General features: G+C 43.0%; 9 protein-coding genes. 8 read left to right on the top strand and 1 reads right to left on the bottom strand.

Features of this window, described 5'->3' with window-relative positions; translation table 11 throughout:
* Window positions 1–110: 110 nt before the first annotated feature.
* Complete coding sequence (locus B3297_RS16015) at window positions 111–2,948, bottom strand: helix-turn-helix and ligand-binding sensor domain-containing protein (protein ID WP_286769775.1); 2,838 nt, start codon at window positions 2,946–2,948, stop codon at window positions 111–113.
* A 367-nt stretch (window positions 2,949–3,315) separates the two neighbouring features.
* On the opposite strand from B3297_RS16015, the gene B3297_RS16010 reads away from it, so the two are divergent.
* The 8 genes from B3297_RS16010 (at window position 3,316) to B3297_RS15975 (ending at window position 22,768) form a co-directional block, all read left to right on the top strand.
* Window positions 3,316–6,405 (top strand): SusC/RagA family TonB-linked outer membrane protein, encoded by a 3,090-nt coding sequence (locus B3297_RS16010; protein ID WP_286769774.1) that lies wholly within the window; start codon window positions 3,316–3,318, stop codon window positions 6,403–6,405.
* A gap of 28 nt (window positions 6,406–6,433) precedes the next feature.
* Entirely contained in the window at window positions 6,434–8,002 is a 1,569-nt protein-coding gene (locus B3297_RS16005) for a RagB/SusD family nutrient uptake outer membrane protein (protein WP_286779130.1), read from the top strand.
* Window positions 8,003–9,472, top strand: coding sequence for an alpha-L-fucosidase (locus B3297_RS16000; RefSeq protein ID WP_286779129.1), 1,470 nt, complete (start codon window positions 8,003–8,005; stop codon window positions 9,470–9,472). It begins immediately after the preceding gene.
* Window positions 9,473–9,509: 37 nt separating this feature from the next.
* Window positions 9,510–11,981: a glycoside hydrolase family 2 TIM barrel-domain containing protein gene (locus tag B3297_RS15995; protein WP_286769771.1), complete on the top strand. Its 2,472-nt coding sequence runs from the start codon at window positions 9,510–9,512 to the stop codon at window positions 11,979–11,981.
* A 6-nt stretch (window positions 11,982–11,987) separates the two neighbouring features.
* On the top strand, window positions 11,988–14,558 hold the full coding sequence (locus tag B3297_RS15990; RefSeq protein WP_286769770.1) for a glycoside hydrolase family 95 protein: 2,571 nt from the start codon (window positions 11,988–11,990) through the stop codon (window positions 14,556–14,558).
* A gap of 17 nt (window positions 14,559–14,575) precedes the next feature.
* On the top strand, window positions 14,576–15,763 hold the full coding sequence (locus B3297_RS15985) for an alginate lyase family protein (RefSeq protein ID WP_286769769.1): 1,188 nt from the start codon (window positions 14,576–14,578) through the stop codon (window positions 15,761–15,763).
* A 58-nt stretch (window positions 15,764–15,821) separates the two neighbouring features.
* A complete protein-coding gene (locus B3297_RS24725; protein WP_312905136.1) occupies window positions 15,822–18,521 on the top strand; it encodes a glycoside hydrolase family 88 protein in 2,700 nt (899 codons plus the stop codon).
* Between the two features lie 62 nt (window positions 18,522–18,583).
* Window positions 18,584–22,768 (top strand): hybrid sensor histidine kinase/response regulator transcription factor, encoded by a 4,185-nt coding sequence (locus B3297_RS15975; protein ID WP_286769768.1) that lies wholly within the window; start codon window positions 18,584–18,586, stop codon window positions 22,766–22,768.
* The last annotated feature ends 60 nt before the right edge of the window (window positions 22,769–22,828 follow it).

The raw sequence follows: 22,828 nt of genomic DNA, 5'->3' as shown, positions 1-22,828 counted from the left end.
TTGATAATCAGTATTTTGTGTTGTTGTTTTTACTGAAATAACACGAGCTTTAGTGTGTTTTATACACTAAAGCTCGTGTGTGGTAATGATGTAGTGTCTGTGATGAAAATTTAACGTTCCATCAGGAATTCAGAAAGGTTTTTGTCTGTTGGAATGCCTAACTTTTTGCGTAGTCGATAGCGTCTAATCTCGACACCGCGTGTACTAATGTTGAGTAATGAGGCAATTTCCTTACTCGACATATTGAGCCTTAAATAGGCACATAGTTTCAGATCATTGGGGACGAGATCAGGAAACTCTTGTTTCAATTTCTTGAAAAAATTCTCATGTGATTCGTTAAAGCTTCTTTCAAAAATATGCCAGTCACGATCGTCGTTATGGGCATCATCGATAAGCTTGTTTATCTTTTTCAATTCATCCGAACTCAGCTTGTTGCCATCAGCATCTTTAAGCTGTTTGAGCTCGGCGTGTAAATTGTTCAACATCTCATTTTTGTAAACGATATTGAGTGCCGCATTGGCAAGTTCTTTATTTTTTAATTGAAGCTGATCTTCTAATTGCTGGTTTTTAAGTTTAATCCAGTCCTTTTCTTTTTGCTCTGTTTCGCGTTCCAAGGCAATCTTTTTCTCTTCTAGCCATTTTCGCCGTATTTGAAACTGACGCTTGCGCTCCCGTTGAAGATTAAACCTGTAAGCTAAATAGATGAGCGTTATCAGGACGAGTGTATAAAATAACTTCGCCCACCAAGAAAGAAACCATGGATGCCGAATGGTAAATGAAAATGTCTGGACTTCCGAAACTGACCCCATATTGTCCTTCGCCCTGATTTTAATTTGAAACTCTCCATAAGGTAGATTTGTGAAATCTTGATAGGCAGTTTCACTCCATTCGGACCAATTGTCTGAGTAACCTTCGAGATAATATTGGTATTGAAGTGGCGAAGTCGAATAATATGGACTTGAAAAGCTAATTCTAAGATTATTGTCCGATGATGATAGTTTAAACGCTGAATCTGGGATAATAGCCTGGCCTGTTGTCAAGTTGACAAGTTGCGCTATTTGCGGAAGTGGCAACCTGTATTTTTGTGATTTATCGGCATGACGGTAGATCGCAAATCCATCATCTAAACCAATGAGATAGTATTGGTTTTCAATCGGAAGAATGTTTTCATAGTTATTCATCATTCGATCCTGTAAGGGACTGAGCAGATTGGAGTCAATATGTAGTTCGCCCTTACTGTCAAAATCTACTTTAGCAATTTTAGTCTTCTGAATAAACCAGTAGCTGTTTGTATTGATCGGTATGACCTTATTTGAATTTTTATAGCTGCCTAACGCTGTGTTTAATTCATTGGCATAGCTGAATTTTTTTACAATATTGTCGAATTGGAGAAATCCGCTGTCTGTAGCAAATACAAGATTATTTTCTAAGGTATAAATCCCCGTAAATTGCCTCTTTGAAGCGATACTATCCTGTTTGGAGGAAAATAAAATCTTTGCCTGCTGGAAATTCGCATCAAGTCCGAGTAGTTGTATCTGTCCCCAATCGCCAATCCAAAAGGCATGGTTATCTTTTTGCGCCAAGAATCGAACCGGTTCTTTAACGCCTGTGAACTGCTGAACGAACGCTAGGTGTATACCATCGAACGTGAATTTCGATAAGCCTGTATAGTTCCCCTGAAGAATATTTTTTGTTCCAAAAATAGGTTTGAAAACCCATCCTCCGGTAATCTGAGAGATCTTTTCAAGCTTCCCGTTATCTAATTTGAAGGTTCCGTCATTATGTCCACAGATCAACTCATCACCAAATTGTGCTAATGTCCAAACCTGACCATTTGAATTTGGAATCTGAGAGAAATTTAATGAATTGTAATTGGTCAATCCCTTCCATTCACTTGAAAATAAGCCCTTATTAGTTCCAAGATAGATTTTTCCCTGATAGATGATCGATGTATAAACGGTACCTATTTTTCCGACAAAATCAGTGTAGAATGATAATGGGGAATTGATTTCAATACGGTCAATGCCATTATCAAGTCCCACCCAGATATTCTTCTGATTGTCCTTGACAATGCTGAGTACAGTATTGTTTTGGAGACCATTGTTTTTATTGATATGTTGAATGACCTGCCCATTTTTATTGATGATAATAACACCGTTTTGGATGGTGCCAAAAGCATATTGTCCATCGTAGAGGTATAAGCCATTGTTTATTTGTGACTGGCTTAAGAGCTGATTTGCCGGAGCAGCCCAGGGTAGGATTGTTCCATCGGCTTTCATCAGGTAGAGGCCGTTTCGCGAGGTCGCAATAAGCGAAGTCGTTGCGTCGTAAGGTAAGATGGCAAGTACATTTTTGTCTTTCAAGACATCTTTTCCTTTTACAGGAATTAATTTATCCTGTTTAAATTCATGCAGACCACTTGGTAGTTGTTCAAAAAATAATTTATTGTTGAGCTGATGCGGAAATAAAAAAGGCTCACCTTTAGCCGTTAATTGCCGTATACGATTGTTTTCCCAGATATAGGATTTCGAAAATGTATGAAAAAATACCCGTTGGTCTTCAACAATGATTTTCCAGATTTCCTCGTTTGGAAAGTAGGTTTTGTCCTGTACCAGCTTAGAGAGACTTTGATAAGTCAAGTTTCCAAAGGGTTTGGAAGTCCAATAGCCAAATTCACCTCTTCCACCGGTGTAAATCTTGCCATCTTTACCGATTGCGACACTTCGTACCGTGGAATGATTAGGAAGCGGAAAGATGCGCCAATATTGTCCGTCGAACTGCAATAGACCTTCGGTATTGGCACTATAAATACGACCATCTTTGTCGACTGCCAAAGACCAGTTTTGATTTCCAGCCTTGTATTGGTCTTTTTTGTATTGTTTGACAAAAGGCGTACCTGTGGGTATGATTGTTTGACAGTAACCCTCGGGCAGTAAAAAAAATAACATGCTGCAAAACCAAAAGATATAGACGTTCCTATATTTTTTTGTTGTCATCGACTCCCTCACTTTAAATTGATTTGTGGGCAATATATCGATTTTATTGCAAAATTGATAATCTCTAGCGTTGTAGGATGCTCTGGCAGATCGCTAGCTTATTTTGAAGATCAACCGATCGATTGTTGGAAGAAAAATTAGCAGCTGCCAAGGGGGGGGTATTTTTCTTTTTTTTTAAAAACCATTTAATTGTGTTGAAAATCAGGAATGAAGCCATTTATTCCACTAATTTGAACAAAAAATACTCCTTTTGCTGTAAACGATTTTTGATATTTGAGTTCATTTACTTCGTTAAATAACCAAATAAACCAAAACAACTATGATAACACCGATGACCAAAACGGTAGGTAAGGGGTTGCTTTTATTTTCGTTGATGAGCATGTCTGCACCGGCGGTGCTTGCCCAGTCGCAAATAAAGATATCCGGAAAAGTAAGCTCCTCAACAGGCGAGCCTCTTGCGGGGGTTACCGTACAAATAAAGGGGGTGAAAAACGGCACTGTAACCGATGGGGCCGGCAATTATCAGATTCTTGCGCGAGATATTGATGTCCTGATATTTTCGCTGGTAGGCAAAGAGAAAACCGAAGTCCAGGTCGATAAGAAAGATCACATTAATCTTGTACTGCAGGAGTCCAGTAGCCTGATTGACGAAGTGGTTGTAGTAGGCTATGGTACCCAGAAAAAAAGTAATCTAACGGGTGCTGTTGCTGCTGTCGATGGAAAGGTGCTTAACAAACGTATCGCTACAAATCCAACGCAGTTACTTCAAGGTCGCATGCCCGGACTTCGTGTTACCCAAGGATCGGGAGAAGCGGGGAATGAAAATGTGAATCTCCAGGTACGGGGATTGGGTTCCTACGGCGCCTCTTCTGCTCCACTGGTTATCGTAGATGGTATCCCCGGTAGTTTGGAAAATTTGAATCCCCAAGCAATCGAGAATATCACCGTATTGAAAGATGCCGCTTCAGCTGCTATCTATGGGGCAAGAGCAGCAAATGGAGTCATTCTTGTGACGACAAAACAGGGTAAAGCTGGAAAAACACAACTGAGCTACGATTATAATGTCGGAATTACCAAGGCCTCAGCTCTTCCAGACCTCGTATATAATTCCGTTGATTACATGACCTTGTATAATCAGGCAAATAAAAACTCGGGTGTCACAAATCCAAATGCTTCCTTTAGCCAGGAGATGATTGATGCCTACAAAAATGCAACAGATAAAAGATTATATCCCGATTTTAACTGGTTAGATGCTGTCTTTAGAACTGTCCCGGTGCAAACGCACAATTTAAGCTTAAGCGGTGGTGCCGGAGGAACAAATTACAACGTTATATTGGGCTACGTCAATCAGCCTGATATTATGATCGGGACTTCTTTTAAAAAGTATAATCTACAGCTTAACCTAGGCTCTAAAATAAATGATCGGATAAGTTTTGGTTCAAGTATCACCTTGAATTATGGGGATCGGAAATATCCTAGAAATGGTAGTGAGGATCAGTTTTTGTCTACCATTAGTCAATCACCACTTTATGGACCTGTATTACCAGATGGTAGTGGTCGTTATTCGTCTAGGGCATATCCTTTTCAATCCCCAAATAAAAACCCTGTTGCAGTTGCTGAAAATGCATTTACAAGACTGAACAATTATTTTATGCAAGGCAATATTTTTTTAAATGTGAAAATATTGGATGGACTGGATTGGAAGACGAGCGGCGGGTTGACGTATGGTTTTACAAAAAATTATACCAACAAACCTGTGATTAATCAATACATGTGGTTCGCCAAACCGGATGACCTACCCGCCAGACAACTTGATGTAGGTGGTCAGGGGCTAGAAGTAACAGACGACAACAATGTATATCCAGTCGGGTATACGCAATTGACTTACGATAAGTCTTTTGGAAATCATAACATGAAAGTACTGGCAGGAACCCAGGCAGAATATAATAAAACACAAAAATTGTTCGGAAGTAGGTTGCAATTTCCCAACAATGACCTGCTTGAGCTCGATGGTGGCGGAGCTGGACAACAATCAAATAATGGTGTCACCAATGAGTGGTCATTGAGGTCTTATTATGGTCGGTTAAACTATGACTATAAAGGCAAGTATCTACTCGAAGGGAATGCACGTTATGACGCCTCTTCACGTTTCCCTGAAAATAGAAAATGGGCGTTTTTCCCTTCATTATCTGGTGGTTGGAAAGTCTCGGATGAGAACTTTTTTGGTCCGAAATTGAAAGAAGTTGTTAATGAACTAAAGTTAAGATCCTCCATTGGAACATTGGGTAATCAAAATATTGGTAACTACCCATATCAGATTGTTTACAATTCCTCTTTTGCTTATCCTTTTGATGAAACGCTCCAACAGGGAGCTCGTCAGGTAGCCATGGCCAATGACCGGATCAAATGGGAAAGTACCAAAGTCTTGGATTTCGGTGTAGATATCGGTTTATGGAACAACAAATTGACCGCTTCTTTCGATTGGTATAACAAAGTAACATCCGATATTTTATCTGCATCTACAGCTTTCCCTTCTTATATTGGATTGACTGCACCGACCGTAAATTATGGTGAATTGCGTAACAGAGGTATAGAGCTCGGCCTTCAATACCGTGATAAAATTGGAGCGGTATCCTTGACCCTCAATGGAAATATTCAGGCCAATCGCAACAAGGTGATGAAATATGGGGCCGAACGTATCTCGGGCAATACCATTATCCGGGAAGGTTTACCTTATGGTAGTTTTTACCTTTTGGAGAACACGGGCATATTCCGTTCGAAGGAAGAGGTGGCAGCTTCTCCAGTGCAACAGATTCCGGCACAACCGGGCTATCTGAAATTTGCTGACGTTAATGGAGATAAAGTTGTGGACAATAATGATCGAATTGTCGTGCCCGGAGCGTATCCAGATTTCGATTACTCCTTTAATGCAACGGCTGTTTGGAAGAACTTTGATTTTACAGCCTTTTTCTTTGGTTCCCAGGGACAAAAAATATTTGTGAGTGAGTGGGGAATCGTGCCCTTTAGGCAAGGCGGAACGTTCACTCGCGACTGGATGAACGCTTGGACTCCAGAGAATCCGAATGCATCGCTTCCAATAGTGGGTGCTGAAAATACCCCTGCGGCAAATAATGTACGGACTGCATCGACTTTCTTTTTAAAAGATGGATCCTTCTTGCGCCTTAAAAATATTCAGGTAGGCTATGCTATTCCACAGAGCACCTTGTCCAAAGCTGGTATTTCTGGCCTTCGCATTTATTTTGCGGCGGATAACCTGCTCACATTCTCCAAGTTCCCTGGTTTAGATCCCGAACGTGGTGTTTCATCAAGCGGTGGTGCAACATCAGGACGTTATGTGACTCATCCGCAGAATAAAGTATTCGCATTTGGGGCGAGCATCACATTCTAATCGAGTGGTAACTAAAAAAAAATTACAGATGAAAAAGAGCGTAAAAAAAACATATCTATATTTAAGCTTAGCAGCCTTAGCTGCATTGGGTAGCTGTACAAAAGATTTTTTAAATAAAAATCCAACGGATAAAATTTCGGAGTCAACCTTCTGGAAAACGCAGACTGATGCTGATTTGGCACTCTCGGGCTGTTATGAATTTCTTTGCCGAGGATACAATTCGACGTCTTCATCCAATGCACGTGGTGGTTGGGGTGGAGCAAGTATGTTTTGGGATGGGCTTTCAGACGATGCTTTTGTGTCCAGTACCTCCAATAACTTCAATATTATTTCGCGATCCGGAATCACCTCGACAACGGGTGGCATGCAATCTGAGGGCTATGAGATTTCGTATCAGGCCATTTCAGCATGCAATAAATTGATTGCCAATATTGACCGTATTACAAGCATGAGCCAGCAGGACCGTGACCGATATAAAGCAGAGGCTCGTTTTATCCGCGCCCATTACTACTTTTTGTTGACCAATCTGTACGGTGATGTGCCATTGACTTTAGAACCTCTGGGCATGGACGATGCGAGTATTCGGCTCGGTAGAACACCTAAAACCAACATTATCGAAGCGATTTTGGCAGATTTAGATTATGCGAGTGAAAAACTGCCAAATACAGGGTATAAAGGACATGCTGTGCGGGGATCTGCACTGGGGTACAAAACAAAGGTGTTGTTGACGGTGAAAAAATGGGCTGAGGCAGCTGCAACAGCGAAGATTGTTATGGATGAAAACAAGTTTTCGATCTATCAGGGTGGATACCGCGATCTGTTCCGAAAGCCGGGACAAAATAATAATCCCGAAATCATGTTTTCCGCTCGATTTTTACCACCCAATATGTATAGTCCGGCAGATATGATGTATTCTTATCTGAAGACCATACAACCGCTGGGTTATCTGGTTGATTCTTATTATGCCATCGATGGAAAGGATATTAAAGAATCGACAGTTTACGATGCTAAAAATCCTTACGAAAATAGAGATCCACGGTTGAAGTCAACAATTATGTACCGCGGTGTATGGCGCGGAACTACAGCATCTTCCGCTTTTGATCCCGTTGCCGAGGGCGTGTTGGGTGGTTTTTTACCGAGAAAGTATATCAACGAATCGAAATGGCCAACAAGTTACGCGACACAAAGCGATCAGGATTGGGTATTCTTGCGCTATGCCGATATTTTATTGATGTATGCAGAAGCGAAGAATGAAAGTGCAGGGCCTGATCAAACAGCTGTGGATGCATTAAATAAGGTAAGATCTAGGGCTGATGTGAAAATGCCGCTCGTACAGTTTAGTGGTTCCTTGACAAAAAATGAATTCCGCGATATTATCCGTCATGAACGGCGGATTGAACTGGCTTTGGAAGGTCAACGTTATTTTGACTTGAAACGCTGGGGGATAATCAAAGAGGTGATGGATAAAACCAAGGATCCAGATGGCGCTTCACGGTTATTTATGGCAAGAGATACCTTATGGCCAGTCCCTCAATCTGAGGTAGATATGGCCAAAAGTTTAGGTAATGACAATTTTAAACAAACACCAGGTTTCTAAATGAAGAACTGTGAAAATTTAGGTATGAAAGCTATATATAAAATGTTGCTGGCACTTATCCTCATCGTGGGAATGAGCACGGGATTATTGTATGCGCAAGTAAATCGCTTACCAGATAGTGTACGCATGAAATGGTGGGAGGAAGCCCGGTTTGGTATGTTTATCCATTGGGGAGTATATGCACAGTTCGGCGGTGTTTATAAGGGACACGAACAGGCACGTGGTGGAGCAGAATGGATTATGAACCGATCAAAAATTCCAGTTGATGAATATCAGGCCATGGCGAAACAATTTAATCCCATCGCCTATAATCCAGACGAATGGGTACGCATGGCGAAAGATGCGGGCATGAAATATTTGATTATCACAGCCAAACACCACGATGGTTTTGCACTCTTTGAAACAAAAGCGAGTAAGTGGAATATGGTGGACGCTACGCCCTATGGCAAAGACGTCTTGAAACCTTTGGCCGATGCCTGCCGAAAATATGGACTGAAGCTTGGCTTTTATTACTCACAGGCGCAGGATTGGAATAACCCTGGTGGGTCGGCTGCTCGTAAGTTAATGCGAGAAGGCTGGCCTAATCCAGATTCAACCCGTATCGATGACTACACGCTAGCACATCATGGCCATTGGGATCCCAAACAAGAAACAGCGAGTTTTAGTGACTATATTAAAAATGTATCTGTACCTCAGGTCAAAGAATTGTTGAGTAACTATGGCGATATTGCTGTGCTATGGTGGGATACGCCAACCAATATGACCGACGAAGCCGCAAATATGCTTCAGGACCAATTGGCATTACAACCCAATATTATCACGAATGATCGATTGAAACGGCCTAATTTCCCCGGCGATACCAAAACGCCGGAGCAAAAAATTCCAGATTGGAGTGAACTCGAAGGCAAACATTGGGAAACCTGTATGACCATGAACGGTACTTGGGGCTACCGCACATCGGATCATAAATGGAAGTCTGCCGAAACCTTGATCCGCAATCTCGTTGATATTGCTTCCAAAGGTGGAAATTACCTGTTGAACGTTGGCCCAAAACCCGACGGATCCTTCCCCCAGGAGAGTATAGAACGTCTGGCTGTAATTGGCAAATGGATGAAAGTCAATAGTGAAGCGATCTACGCAACCAAGAGTAGTCCTTTACAGCCATTTGAATGGGGGCGGTGTACCCTAAAGGAAGATGGAAAGCGGACTTATTTGTATGTCTCTGTATTTGACTGGCCAAAAAATGGCCTAGTTGAACTTCCGATTGAAAATAAAGTTGTAAAAGCGAGCCTTTTAGCCAATAATCAAGTGTTAAAGGTAAAATCGAATGCCAATGGTATTCAGATTGCCGTGCCTGAGCAGGCCATTGATTCTGTTGCTACAGTGATTAAAATCGAAGTGGCTGGCAAATTTAAGCGCGAAAAAGGGCCCGGAGCAAAGAACATGAAAACTGGAGCTTTGGACGAGTAAGGCCGATAAGATGGAAAGCAGATACTAAAATAGCATAATGAAGAAAAGTAGATTGAATAAAATAGTTGCGTTGTTGTTGACTTTTGGAGTTGCTCAGCTCCACGCTCAGGAAGTTAAGCGGATTGATCATGGCTGGGATTTCTTAAAGAGCGATCTGGGTGGAATCTGGGAAGCTGTAAGGCCGGTGGGAGTCGGTAATCCCGAATCTGTTCCATTGTGGCAGCAGGTTGATCTACCGCATTGTTATAATGCGCTGGACGCTGTTGATCCAGCTATCAATTATTATCAGGGACCCAGTTGGTATAGAAAATCGCTGGAGATCGACAACCCCTATTTAAATGGTCACACTCTCCTTCATTTTGAAGGAGCCGGACAAAAGACAGCTGTTTATATCCATACCGTTAAAGTTGGGGAGCACGTTGGTGGATACGACGAATGGACTGTGGACATTACGGATGCGGTTGAAAAGTTTAAAAAAACAGCTGCTTTTAAAAAACAGTTTAAGGGTAAAATACCGCTTTCAATTCGTGTGGATAATTCGCGTGATTTAGAAATGATTCCCTCCAATCTGTCTGATTTTAACGTCTATGGCGGTATTTACAGACATCTAAACCTGAAATATGTTCCGCAGACAGCCTTGGAACGTGTATTTGTTGAGGCGTCAGTAGGGGCTGATGGCAGGCAGGGGGTAGCCAACGTCCATGGACGACTGATGCCATTTTCGGCTCAGACTAATTTTGAAGTCGAAATGCAGCTCTACGACCCCGCTGGAAAAATCGTGCAAACCCAGCAACCACAGGTTAATAAGGGCGCATTAAATCTTGAATTTGGACAATTCATGGTCAAGAAGCCACAGCTTTGGAGCCCTGATCAACCGGCTTTATACCGTTTAGTTACGACAATCAAAAGCAATGGACAAGTATTTAAGGAAGAGAGTGTCTTTGGCTTTAGACATGTAGCGTTTAAAGAAAAAGGTCCTTTTCTGCTGAACGGGAAAAGACTTTTGCTTCGCGGTACCCATCGTCATGAAGACCATGCCGGAGTTGCTGCAGCAATGACTGACGATCAGACCTTACAGGAGATGACCCTGATGAAAGAGATGGGTGTAAACTTTATACGCTTGGGACATTATCAGCAGAGTCGTAAAGTGCTTGAGGCCTGCGATAGTCTGGGTATTTTGGTTTGGGAAGAGATTCCATGGTGCAGAGGTGGATTGGGTGGAGAGGTCTATCAGCTTCAGGGAAAACGGATGTTAACCAATATGATTGAACAGCATTATAATCATCCATCGGTCATTATTTGGGGCCTCGGCAACGAAAATGATTGGCCCGGTGATTTTACGGAGTTTGATCAGGCGAAGATAAGAGCTTATATGAGTGAACTCAATGGCTTAGCTCATCAATTGGACCCAAGCCGGAAAACAGCGATACGACGTTGTGATTTCTGTAAAGATATTGTTGATGTTTATTCTCCGTCCATTTGGGCGGGTTGGTATAGAGGCGTTTATACCGACTATAAAGCAGCCTCCGAGGAAGAAATGAAAAAGGTAAAGCATTTCCTTCATGTGGAGTGGGGCGGGGATAGTCATGCAAGACGACATGCAGAGGACCCTGACCGTGCTCTAGCTAAAATCAAAGGTGATGGTACAACAGATGAACGGGCAGGCGATGCGTCGCTCATTGGTGGAGCAGCACGCGTTTCTAAAGATGGCGATTGGAGTGAAAGCTACATCTGTAATCTCATCGATTGGCACTTAAAGGAACAGGAAACCATGCCTTGGCTCACGGGAACAGCCTACTGGCCATTTAAAGATTTTTCAACTCCGGTCCGGCCAGACAATCCTGTGCCTTATGTCAATCAGAAGGGTGTTGTTGAACGGGATTTTACCAAAAAAGAATCGTACTACGTATTCCAGTCGTATTGGACCGAGAAGCCAATGTTGCATATTTATGGCCATAGCTGGCCGGTCCGTTGGGGTGAAAAAGACGAGTCGAAAATGATCAAGGTGTATTCCAATGCCAAGGAGGTTGAGCTTTTTGTCAATGGCAAAAGTCAAGGACTAAAGAAAAGAAATAGCCAAGATTTTCCAGCGGCAGGTTTGCGCTGGATGGTGAAACTGAACGAAGGAAGCAATCAGATTAAAGCTGTCGCGAAAAACGGCCGGGAAATTCTCGTGGATGAAATTGAACAGCAGTATCAGACAAAAAAGTGGGGTAAACCGGCAAAACTTCTTGTGGAAAAAATTGCCACGGAAGGCGATATGATCACTGTGCAAGCTCAAATTGTGGATAATACCAATACCCCCTGTCTCGATGCAAAGGATTGGATCTATTTTGGTTCGACCGGCGATGGTCAGTTGATCGTCGACCAAGGCACTTCTACGGGGTCGAAAAAAGTGCAGGCCTACAATGGTCGTGCATTGATTAAGCTTCGACTGCCTTCGGGAAGCGCTGTGGTATCAGGCCGGATGGAAGGATCAAAAAGTACCTTGTTAACGATAGAAAAATAACACAAGATGTTAAAAGCAACGAATCATTTGAACTTCTTTTTACTGCTCGGCCTTATGGGGTCGCTTGCGCCATGCCGTGCACAAGGCAATTCGCCGCAGCTCAAGCTTTGGTATGATCAACCGGCCTCGCTCTGGGAGGAGGCACTACCGCTAGGCAATGGCACTACAGGAGCGATGGTCTTTGGTGGGCTAAGTAAAGATAGGTTTCAAATTAATGATAATACCCTATGGTCGGGTGAACCCGATGCGGGCAATAATGCAAACGGCCCGCAGGTTTTACCCCAGGTGCGCCAAGCCATCTTTGCTGGAAAATATGAAGAGGCAGCAGTTCTTTGGAAGAAAATGCAAGGACCTTATTCTGCCCGGTATTTACCTATGGGCGATTTATGGTTGGATTTTCACCAGGACGAAAAAAAGATAAAAGATTACAAACGGGAGCTGGATCTGGAGCGAGCGATCAATCTGGTCAGTTATTCCTATCAAGGTGTTCAATACCTAAGAGAAAGTTTTGTCAGCTTTCCGGATAAAGCATTGGTTGTTCGACTGAAGGCCGACAAGAAAAAATCAATTACATTCGACCTTTCCTTAACCAGTAAGCTAAAATACAGTGTTTCAGCGCAAGGGAATAATCAGCTGACCTTGCAGGGTAAAGCACCAAGTTTTGTCGCCAATAGGGATTATGAACCCCAACAAGTTGTGTACGACAGTATTGGCGGAAAAGGGATGGCTTTTGCGATGCAGGTAAGCGTAAAGAATATCGGTGGTGTGGTAAAAAAAGAGGGGGATAAGCTTAAGATCATAGGCGCCGATGAGGTGATTTTATTTTTGACGGAAGCGACAAGCTTTAACGGTTTTGATAAGTCGCCGAGTCAGGAAGGTAAAGATGCCACGCTGCTCGCAAAAAACCGCATGCATACTGTCTCCAAAAAGAATTTTCAGACCATACTCTCCGATCATCAAAAAGATTATCAAGCACTATTCAATCGAGTAGCCTTTGAGCTGGCTGGTACCTCTGCGCATGATAAATTGCCTACAGATCAACGTATCATACAGTTTTCCAAAGGACCGGCCGATTTGGGGCTGCTGACACTGTATTATCATTTTGGACGGTACTTGTTGATTGCCAGTTCCAGACAAGGAGGGAGACCAGCTAATTTACAGGGGATCTGGAATGATCATGTGCAGCCGCCCTGGGGAAGTAATTACACGACCAATATCAATACAGAAATGAATTATTGGCTCGCGGAAAATACCAATCTTGCAGAATGTCATCAACCCTTGTTTGATTTTATGGATGAGCTGGCTATCAATGGGGCCAAAACAGCATCGATAAATTACAATATCGATAAGGGCTGGGTTGTTCATCATAATTCCGATCTATGGGCCAAAACTTCCCCTCCGGGCGGATACGATTGGGATCCCAAAGGAATGCCGCGCTGGTCGGCATGGCCTATGGCAGGAGCCTGGTTGAGCACACATCTATGGGAACACTACCGTTTTACGGGTGACAAAACGTTCTTGAAGGAGAAGGCCTACCCCTTGATGAAAGGGGCAGCCCAATTTATGTTGCAATGGCTGATTGCGGATCTCGGAAATAAATATCTCGTCACCAATCCGTCCACTTCACCTGAAAATACAATTAAAATAGCAGGTAAGGAATATCAATTGACCATGGCCTCTACCATGGACATGGCGATCATTCGGGAGCTTTTCACAGCTGTTATTCACTCCTGTGCTATACTGAACGTTGATCCTGAATTTAAATCAGCACTAGAACAAGCGAAGGAGAAGCTTTATCCCTATCAGGTGGGGCAATATGGACAATTGCAGGAATGGTTTAAAGATTGGGATGATCCAAAGGACCAGCATCGGCATATTTCCCACCTATTTGGATTATACCCGGGCAATCAGATCAGCCTTGCAGAAAACAAGGCTTTGGCTGCGGCCTCCAAGCGTTCATTGCTTTTAAGGGGCGATGTGAGTACCGGCTGGTCGATGGCCTGGAAGACAAATTGGTGGGCGAGGCTTCAGGATGGAAATCATGCCTATAAAATCCTCAAGGATGCCTTAAATTTTATTGATCCCAAATTGGACCGTGCGCAGATGAGCGGTGGCGGAGCCTATCCGAATCTATTTGATGCACATCCACCTTTTCAAATAGATGGGAATTTTGGTGCTACGGCGGGAATGACTGAAATGTTGCTGCAGAGTCATGATGGAGCCGTCCACTTGTTACCGGCCCTACCTGATGAATGGTCTGCTGGGACGATAAAAGGAATTAAGGCCAGGGGAAACTTTACCGTAGATATTGCCTGGAAAAATAACGTATTGACCGAAGCAATGATCGTGTCCAATATTGGTGGTGTTTGTCGTTTGCGTACACCTTTACCCGTTAAAGTTGTCGGTGTCGAATCAAATCCGGCAGCTGTCACAGACAATGCGCTATTATATAAACCGGAACAACTTCCGTATACGGTAGCGGATTCTTCCAAACTGCCCCTTTTAGCTGGTCCAAAAACGTTTGAAGTTCAATTTGAGACCATAAAAGGTAAACGGTACCGTATTGTTCCGCTATAAATCAAAATCCAGGAAAAATGAAATTTACATCAATTGTTCGCGTCATGGGCTGTCTCCTTGGGATCGCAATTTTCCCTTTATTCTTGAGGGCAAAAATGAAGGAAGGTGTTTTTGAGCAGGAGATCATCCAGACGCTGCGCCCTGTTATCCTAAAGCAGTCCAAGTGGGCGATGAAGCAGAAGCCAGTGACTGTGACAGCTTATAAGGCAGTTCGGAGTGCCGGGGGTATTCATGATTTTTATTCTGAAGGTGATTATTGGTGGCCCGATCCCAAAGATCCCGCTGCGCCCTATATTCAACGGGATGGGATGACTAGTCCGGCCAATTTCGTTGAACATCGTAAAGCGATGATCCGCTTCAGCCGAATTGTGGGGGCACTGGCTTCAGCCTATCGTTTGAATCCGGATAAAAAATACGTACAGCAGGCCCTTCGCCATTTAAAGGCTTGGTTCGTGGATGCAGAAACGATGATGAATCCGAATCTTCTTTATGCTCAGGCTATACAAGGGCGTTTTACAGGGCGAGGAATAGGCATTATTGATACCATTCATCTGATGGAAGTTGCACAGGGCGTAAAGATATTTGAAAACGACCCCAATTTTCCACAGGCTGCTAAGGATGCCATACATCGCTGGTTTGCAACCTATTTACGCTGGCTTACAACGCATCAATATGGAATCGATGAAATGAATGCTGCCAATAACCATGGTACCTGTTGGGTGATGCAGGTCGCTGCATTTTCGAGTTTGGTGCAAGACACGGTATTACTCAACAGATGTGCAGATCGCTATGCGCACGTGTTATTGCCGAATCAAATGGAGTCTAATGGCAGTTTTCCGAGAGAATTGCAGCGGACAAAACCTTATGGATACGCGTTGTTTAATCTGGATGCGATGACCATGATCTGCCAGATTTTGTCCAAGACCAACACCTCCCTTTGGCAGTATACATTGTCAGATGGGCGGACAATAAAAACGGGTGTTGATTTTATGGTCCCTTATATTGCAGATAAAGAAAAATGGCCGTATCCGAAAGATGTCATGTATTGGGATCAGTGGCCAATTGCGCATCCGGCACTCGTATTTTCGGCAGAAGCTTACCAGAATAAAGACTATCTGCAGCTTTGGAAAAAGCTTGATCATGCACCTGAACAAGAAGAGGTTGTTCGAAATTTGCCCATTCGCAACCCGATTATATGGCTTTGATTTTCCTGGCTCTTTATAAAATAACTTAACCATTTCACCTTAAAAACCTACAGATAACATGAATGTTAATGCGACGTCTTTGCGAAGATATACCCTCTTTTTGCGCTTTCGAAATTTAAAAAGGCCATCCATTGCCAAAGCACTATTTTTGACGGGAATTCTGTGCGCTTTTCAACACGTTGAGGCACAGAGTACCAGGCAGCTGCAAAAAGCGTGGGGCCTTGCAGATCAACAAGCTCAACTACTTTATAAAGAATTGCAGCTCTTGAAAAAAAGGGATTCATCCTTGGTTTCGCCACGTACGCTTTCCACAGATAACGAACTGGTTGCTGTGAAAAGGGGGGACTGGACCAGTGGTTTTTTTCCTGGCGTCCTATGGTTTCTCTACGAAAAGTCGGGAAAACAACAATGGAAGGATCTCGCTTCGGAAACAACAAGGTCGATCGAGGCGGAGCAATTTAATGGTAAGACCCATGATATGGGCTTTAAGATCTACTGTAGCGTTGGAAATGGTTATCGCTTAACTGCAGATCCACAGTACCGGGAGGTGCTTGTACAGGCAGCCAAAACGCTGGCAACCCGCTTCAATCCAACAGTCGGTTGTATACGTTCGTGGGACCACAATAGCCACCGCTGGGACTTTCCGGTTATCATTGATAACATGCTCAATCTAGAATTGCTGTTTGAAGCAACCAAACTCACTGGAGACTCTACTTATTATCAGATCGCGGTGAGCCACGCCAACACAACGCTAAAAAATCATTTTAGACCGGATTACAGCACTTATCATGTGATAGACTACAACCCGAAAACAGGAGCTGTGCAGCATAAAAACACCCATCAGGGCTTAAGTGACGAATCGACCTGGTCGCGGGGTGAGGCCTGGGCACTCTATGGATATACGATGTGTTACAGAGAAACCGGCGATCCGAAATATCTGCAGCAAGCCGAAAAAGTTGCGCATTGGCTGTTTACACATCCTAATATGCCGAAAGACTTGATCCCTTATTGGGATTTCGATGCACCTCATATACCAAATGAACCACGGGACGTGTCGGCAGCGACAGTCATTGCATCGGGGCTGTTGGAATTAAGCACGTATAGCAACCAAGGGAAAGATTATCGTGCAAAAGCACAGACCATATTGGCTAACTTGATAGACCATTACATGTCGCCACCAAATAAAAATCGCGGTTTTATATTATTACACAGTACGGGATCGAAACCTTCCAATACCGAAGTGGATAAACCTTTGAGTTACGCCGATTATTATTTCTTGGAAGCACTGCATCGACAAGAAGAGCTGCAGTCCGGAAAAGTGCAATCGGATCTGGTCCGGAAAAATCCAGCGGGACAATTGATCTATTTTCCGGATGCACAAGGAAACGTCATCCCCGACTTTAGCCATGTGGGCTATCATCAAGGTGATCAAAAGCTGCCCAATGTTCCTGTCGTGGTTACGGTAAAACCCAGCGTAAATGGCGATGATCAGCAAATTATACAGCAGGCTATCGATGCCGTAGCAGCAAAACCACCTGATAAAAACGGTTATAGAGGTGCTGTTTTGTTAAAAAAAGGCCTGTACACTATACCTGGGAGTTTGGAAATTCATGCCAGCGGTGTCGTGTTGAGAGGTGAGGGGGATGCTGAAGGACAAACCCTGCTTAAAGCAGCAGGCCAGCACCAACGGAGCTTATTGAAAGTTTCTGGTACGGGTAATTATACAGTGGACCAGGCTAGACAACAGTTTGTTAAGCCTGGCTATGGACCTGTAGGGGCTAACTATGTTCTGGTCGATCGTCCGAAGGAATGGAGAGTGGGCGAGCAGGTCCTCCTCTCGTATGAAATGAACGATGCCTGGATTGAAGCGCTTCGAATGAACCAGATTGAAAAAAGAGAAGGGACGAAACAGTGGACAGCGCGGGAATACAAGCTAAATTTTGAACGTACTATTTTAGCCATTCGAGGTGACTCTGTATTTTTTGATAATCCCCTGGTGATGGCGATTGATCCGAGGTACGCAAAAGTGGCCGTCATTCCCTACACCTTCGACGGGCGTATAAGTGAAGTTGGGATCGAAAATATACGGTTCGAGTCTGATTTTGTAAGTGATACGGACGAAAATCACGGCTGGATTGCAATTGATATGGATAAAATAACGAATGGTTGGGTGCGCAATATCACCGCGCGTTATTTTGGCTATGCGGCGGTGAGTCTTGGTGCTTTTGCCAAACAGATTACAGTAATGAAGTCGCGGTGTCTGGATGGAAAATCTCAAATTACAGGCGGGCGGAGGTATTCGTTCAATAATGACGGTCAGCTTAATTTATTTAAAGAACTTTATACGACGGAAGGTCGTCATGATTACGTAACAGGGGCCAGGACCCTCGGTCCGAACGTTTTTAGCCTTTCTAGCGCGGAACGAACACATGCGGATATTGGTCCACATCATCGATGGGCTGTTGGAACCTTATACGATCAAATCGTAACGGATGGTGAAATTAATGTGCAGGATCGGGGTAATTGGGGGAGTGGACACGGTTGGGCTGGGGTGACACAAGTCTTATGGAATTGTACGGTCAAAAGTGCTGCAGTACAACAGCCCTGGACTTCTGGGCAAAATTTTGCCATAGGCGTAAAGGGAGAGAAAGTAGCTGGAAGATTGAAAAATAGAAACGCTGGTTATTGGGAAAATCAAAACCGGATAATGTCGATCGGCTCGCTTTATGAGCAACAATTAAAAGATCGATTAAAGTGATTCTTGTTCGTGTTTATTCAATGGAATGATTATTTTTATCATCTATTTCAATTATATACCTTATGATGCCACTACGTGTTTTTGTGCGCTGTTTTTGCTGTGCTTTAGCGTTAATTTCTGTTTTGCATGCGCAGGAAAAAAACTATCGTTTTTTACACTTGGATGTCAATGAAGGTTTGTCTCAGGGCAGCGTTTTCGCTATTGCTCAAGATTATTTGGGTTTTATGTGGATCGGTACCCGTGATGGCTTAAATAAGTACGACGCCAGAAAGTTTACGATTTACCGCAGCAATCCACAAGATAGCCTTTCCTTAGAGCACAACTTTATTCAAGCGATTACGGAAGATAACAAAAGGCGGCTTTGGATAGGGACAATGACAGGACTGAATTTATACAATCGTGCGTCAGACAATTTCATCCGTATACCCTTACCTACTGTGGAGAGTAGCAGTGGAAAAATGGATGTCAACGTTCATCAGATTTTTCAGGATTCCAAGGGCAAGATTTGGATTGCGACAAATATAGGCTTGTATAAGATTAAAGAGGGCCGGCATCTCGAAGCGGAATTGGTCTTCAATGAGATTACCGTTGAAAGAAGCCAGGGAAAAGAATACTATCGTAATTTTCGAACCGTGTATGAGGATCGCAGAAAGCGATTGTGGTTTTGTACTGATGATGCCATTGTACTCATGCAGGCCGCATCGAAAGATGGAAATAGTTTAAAGGTTCTACGGACTTACTTCAAAGAGAAATCAGTAGATAATAAAGTTAATCAACGGTTTCAGGCCGTATTGGAGGTTAGTCCAGGTGTATTCTGGGTAGGCACGAAATATAATGGGATTCGGATTATCAATGAGCATACAGGCGAAATATCCTCGTTAACTGAAGCGGGCAATCATACAGGTTTGGCCAGTCAAGATGTACGGTCCTTAAAAAAAACAGTTGATGGAAAGATTTGGATCGGAACATTCAATGGCCTATATGTTTATCAAAATGGAAAACTGCTTTTTATTCAGGCAGACGATGGAAATCCCAATAGCTTAAGCAATAATTCCATTCGTCCTATATTTCAGGATAAGAGGGGATCTATTTGGATCGGAACCTATTTTGGAGGGGTCAATATCTATGACAAGGATATTCCCAATTTTCAGAATTTTACCCATCAAGCTAAACGCAATAGCTTAAGTTACAATGTGGTGAGCGCTTTTGTTGAAAATGGAATGGGAGAACTTGTAATCGGAACTGAGGGTGGAGGATTGAATTATTTTAATCGGCGTACGAATTCGTTTTTTAGTGAACGTCACGATAAAAATAACCTGAATGGCCTAAGTCATAACAATGTGAAGTCCATCTGTCTAGATAAGGGAGGGAACTTATGGGTAGGTACCTATGACGGTGGATTGAATTTAAGACGAAAGGGGCAACAAGGCTATGAACATTTTCGTTTCGATCCCAATGTAAGTAATGGCCTGGCAAACAATAATGTCTATGCAATCTTAGAGGATCGCAATGGCGATATTTGGATTGGCACGTTCGGTGGCGGACTACAGGTGCTTCGTAAAAACCAGAAAGTGGGATCTTTCCAGACATTTGATGTTGCAGGAAAGCAATTGAGCTCCAATATGGTGCGCGCTTTGCTAGAGGATTCAAAAGGTAATCTATGGATCGGTACTTCCAATGGGTTAAATCTAAAACTAGCCGGTACCGATAAATTTGTTTCCTTTCTAAATGACAAGAAAGATTCTCTTTCAATTAGCGGAAATGATATTGTGAGTATCCATGAAGATCGAAAAGGACAGATTTGGATCGGTACCTATATGGGCGGGCTCAATCGCTATCTTCCGGAGAAGAAAGCGTTCAAAAGGTTCAATGAACGAAATGGATTGCCGATCAACAATGTTTTTGCGATGTTGAGCGATCTGAAAAACAAATTGTGGTTGAGTACAAATACAGGGATTTCTTGTTTCGACCCCCTATCGGGTCATGTACGCACCTATACGAAGACCGATGGTCTTCCTGGCAACGAATATATTCAAAATGCAGCAGCAATGTTGCGGGACGGAAAACTTGCCTTTGGAAGTTTCTCCGGCTTCACCCTATTTAATCCGGATAGTTTAAGTGTCAATAATTATATTCCCCCCATTCAGTTTACAGAGCTGAAATTATTCAATAAAACAGTTCTCCCAGGTATTGATGCTGTTATTCCCAAAGATATATCCATGATGGATGAATTGATACTTGATCACAATCAAAATGTTTTTAGTCTCGAATTCAGTGTGTTGAATTATGTCCATCCGGAGAAAAATCAATACGCGTATTATCTGAAAGGTTTTGATCAAGACTGGAATTATGTGAGCAATCCCGTGGCTACGTATACCAATTTAGACCCTGGTACCTACGAGCTTTGGGTAAAGGGGGCCAACAACGATGGGGTATGGAACGAAAAGGCAACGGTTTTGAAGATTAAAGTGCTGCCAGCACCCTGGAAGACATGGTGGGCCTATAGCGGCTATTTTCTTCTTTTTGCTGCGGCCGGTTTTTTGGTTATCCGATTTTTCCACGGCCGGAATAAATTGAAACAGGACCTTTTGATTCGGCAAATAGATTCGGAAAAACAGGAGGAGCTCCATGAAGCAAAACTGAATTTCTTTACCAATATCTCCCATGAATTCCGTACGCCATTGTCATTAATTATCGGGCCGTTAAATCAATTAAAAGGCGACCGATCGCTTTCAGCGTATGCACAGGAGCACCTTGGTTATGCGACGAGAAATGCCGATCGGTTGATGAATCTGGTCAATCAGCTGCTTGATTTCAGAAAACATGAAGGCGGAAAGATGAAATTGTTTTGCCAAAAGGTTCATCTTGCTACGTATTTGGAAAACATTCGCCAGAATTTTCACTTTATTGCCGAAAAAAATAATATTCAGTTTTTTCTGGATAATAAGGTAAGTCCTAATTACGTTGCAGGTTTCGATCCGGAACAATTTGAAAAAGTCCTTGTCAATTTGATTTATAATGCGTTTAAATTTACGGATAAGGGGGGTAAAATAAAGATACAGGTTGAGCTAGAAGTGGAAGGTGAGTTGGAGAAATTGCTTGTTTCCGTTTGGGATTCCGGGCGTGGAATCCCACCCAAAGATATTCCTTTTGTATTTGAACAATTTTATCAGGCCAATACAAAAGGCTTGTCGGCTACCAACGGTGGAATAGGTTTGGCACTTTGCCGTTCCATTGTCCAGTTGCACGGCGGGAAACTCACTGTTGAAAGCAATATGGTACAGGAAACGACAGACTACAATACGGTATTTCGGATCAGCCTGCCCCAGAGCGCTGTCGTCATCGAAGAGCTACCGGTCTTAACGGATACTCCAGGGATGATATGCGCTGACCCAGCAGATGCCGGTATGCCCTATGTGGATACTACAAAAACAGCAATTGAGCGTCCTGCGGCGGAGGAAGATAAACCCATCATACTTGTTGCCGAGGACAATGTGGAGCTACGTTGTTTTCTATGTGAAAATTTACGAAAAAAATATATTGTTTTGGAAGCCAACGATGGTATTGAGGCCCTGGAATTGGTGCAAACAAAACAGCCCGATATTATCATTTCGGATGTAACGATGCCCAACTGTGACGGAATCACACTTTTGCAGCAGATTAAAAATGATAGCAGTTCAAATCATATTCCGGTGATTCTTTTGACAGCCCGCACAGCTGATCCTTATATCACAGAGGCATTTGAAATCGGTACAGATGATTACATTACCAAGCCCTTCAGTATGCCGCACCTCATTCAGAAAATTTCTAACATCTTACAGACGCGGAAAAGGTTGGAGGAAAAATTTGTACAGCATTATCTTCTTGGAGCGCAGGGAACAGATCTGCCCGAAAGAACTCGTTTCTTGGATCAAGTGTTGAAGATTGTTGAAGAAAATCTGGGCTGCGAAGATTTTGGCGTGCTTGATCTTACAAAAGCCATCGGTGTGAGCCGCTCTGTTTTGTACCGCAAGATTAAGCAGCAAACGGGACTGAATCTGGTTGAATTTATTAATATGGTCCGTCTCAAGAAAGCAGCCTATATTTTGGTGAACGATACAGGTTTGAGTATCAGCGAGGTGGCTTATCAGGTCGGGTTCAATGATCCAAAGTATTTTAGCAAATCATTTAAGAAATTCTATAAGGAGAGTCCACGTACCTATGTTGAAAAATTCGGTGTAAAGGAAAGTAGCAATTTAGAAAAATAAGCAAGGGTTTTCGTGATTTGGTCAGCAGCAGCGAGGACAGCAGACTGAATTTTTTTTCGG

It is taken from the genome of Sphingobacterium sp. UBA3519, from assembly GCF_002377215.1.
Taxonomy (GTDB): Bacteria; Bacteroidota; Bacteroidia; order Sphingobacteriales; family Sphingobacteriaceae; genus Sphingobacterium; species Sphingobacterium multivorum.
The sequence above is the reverse complement of the archived record's forward strand: the minus strand, read 5'-3'. Positions and strand labels throughout refer to the sequence as shown.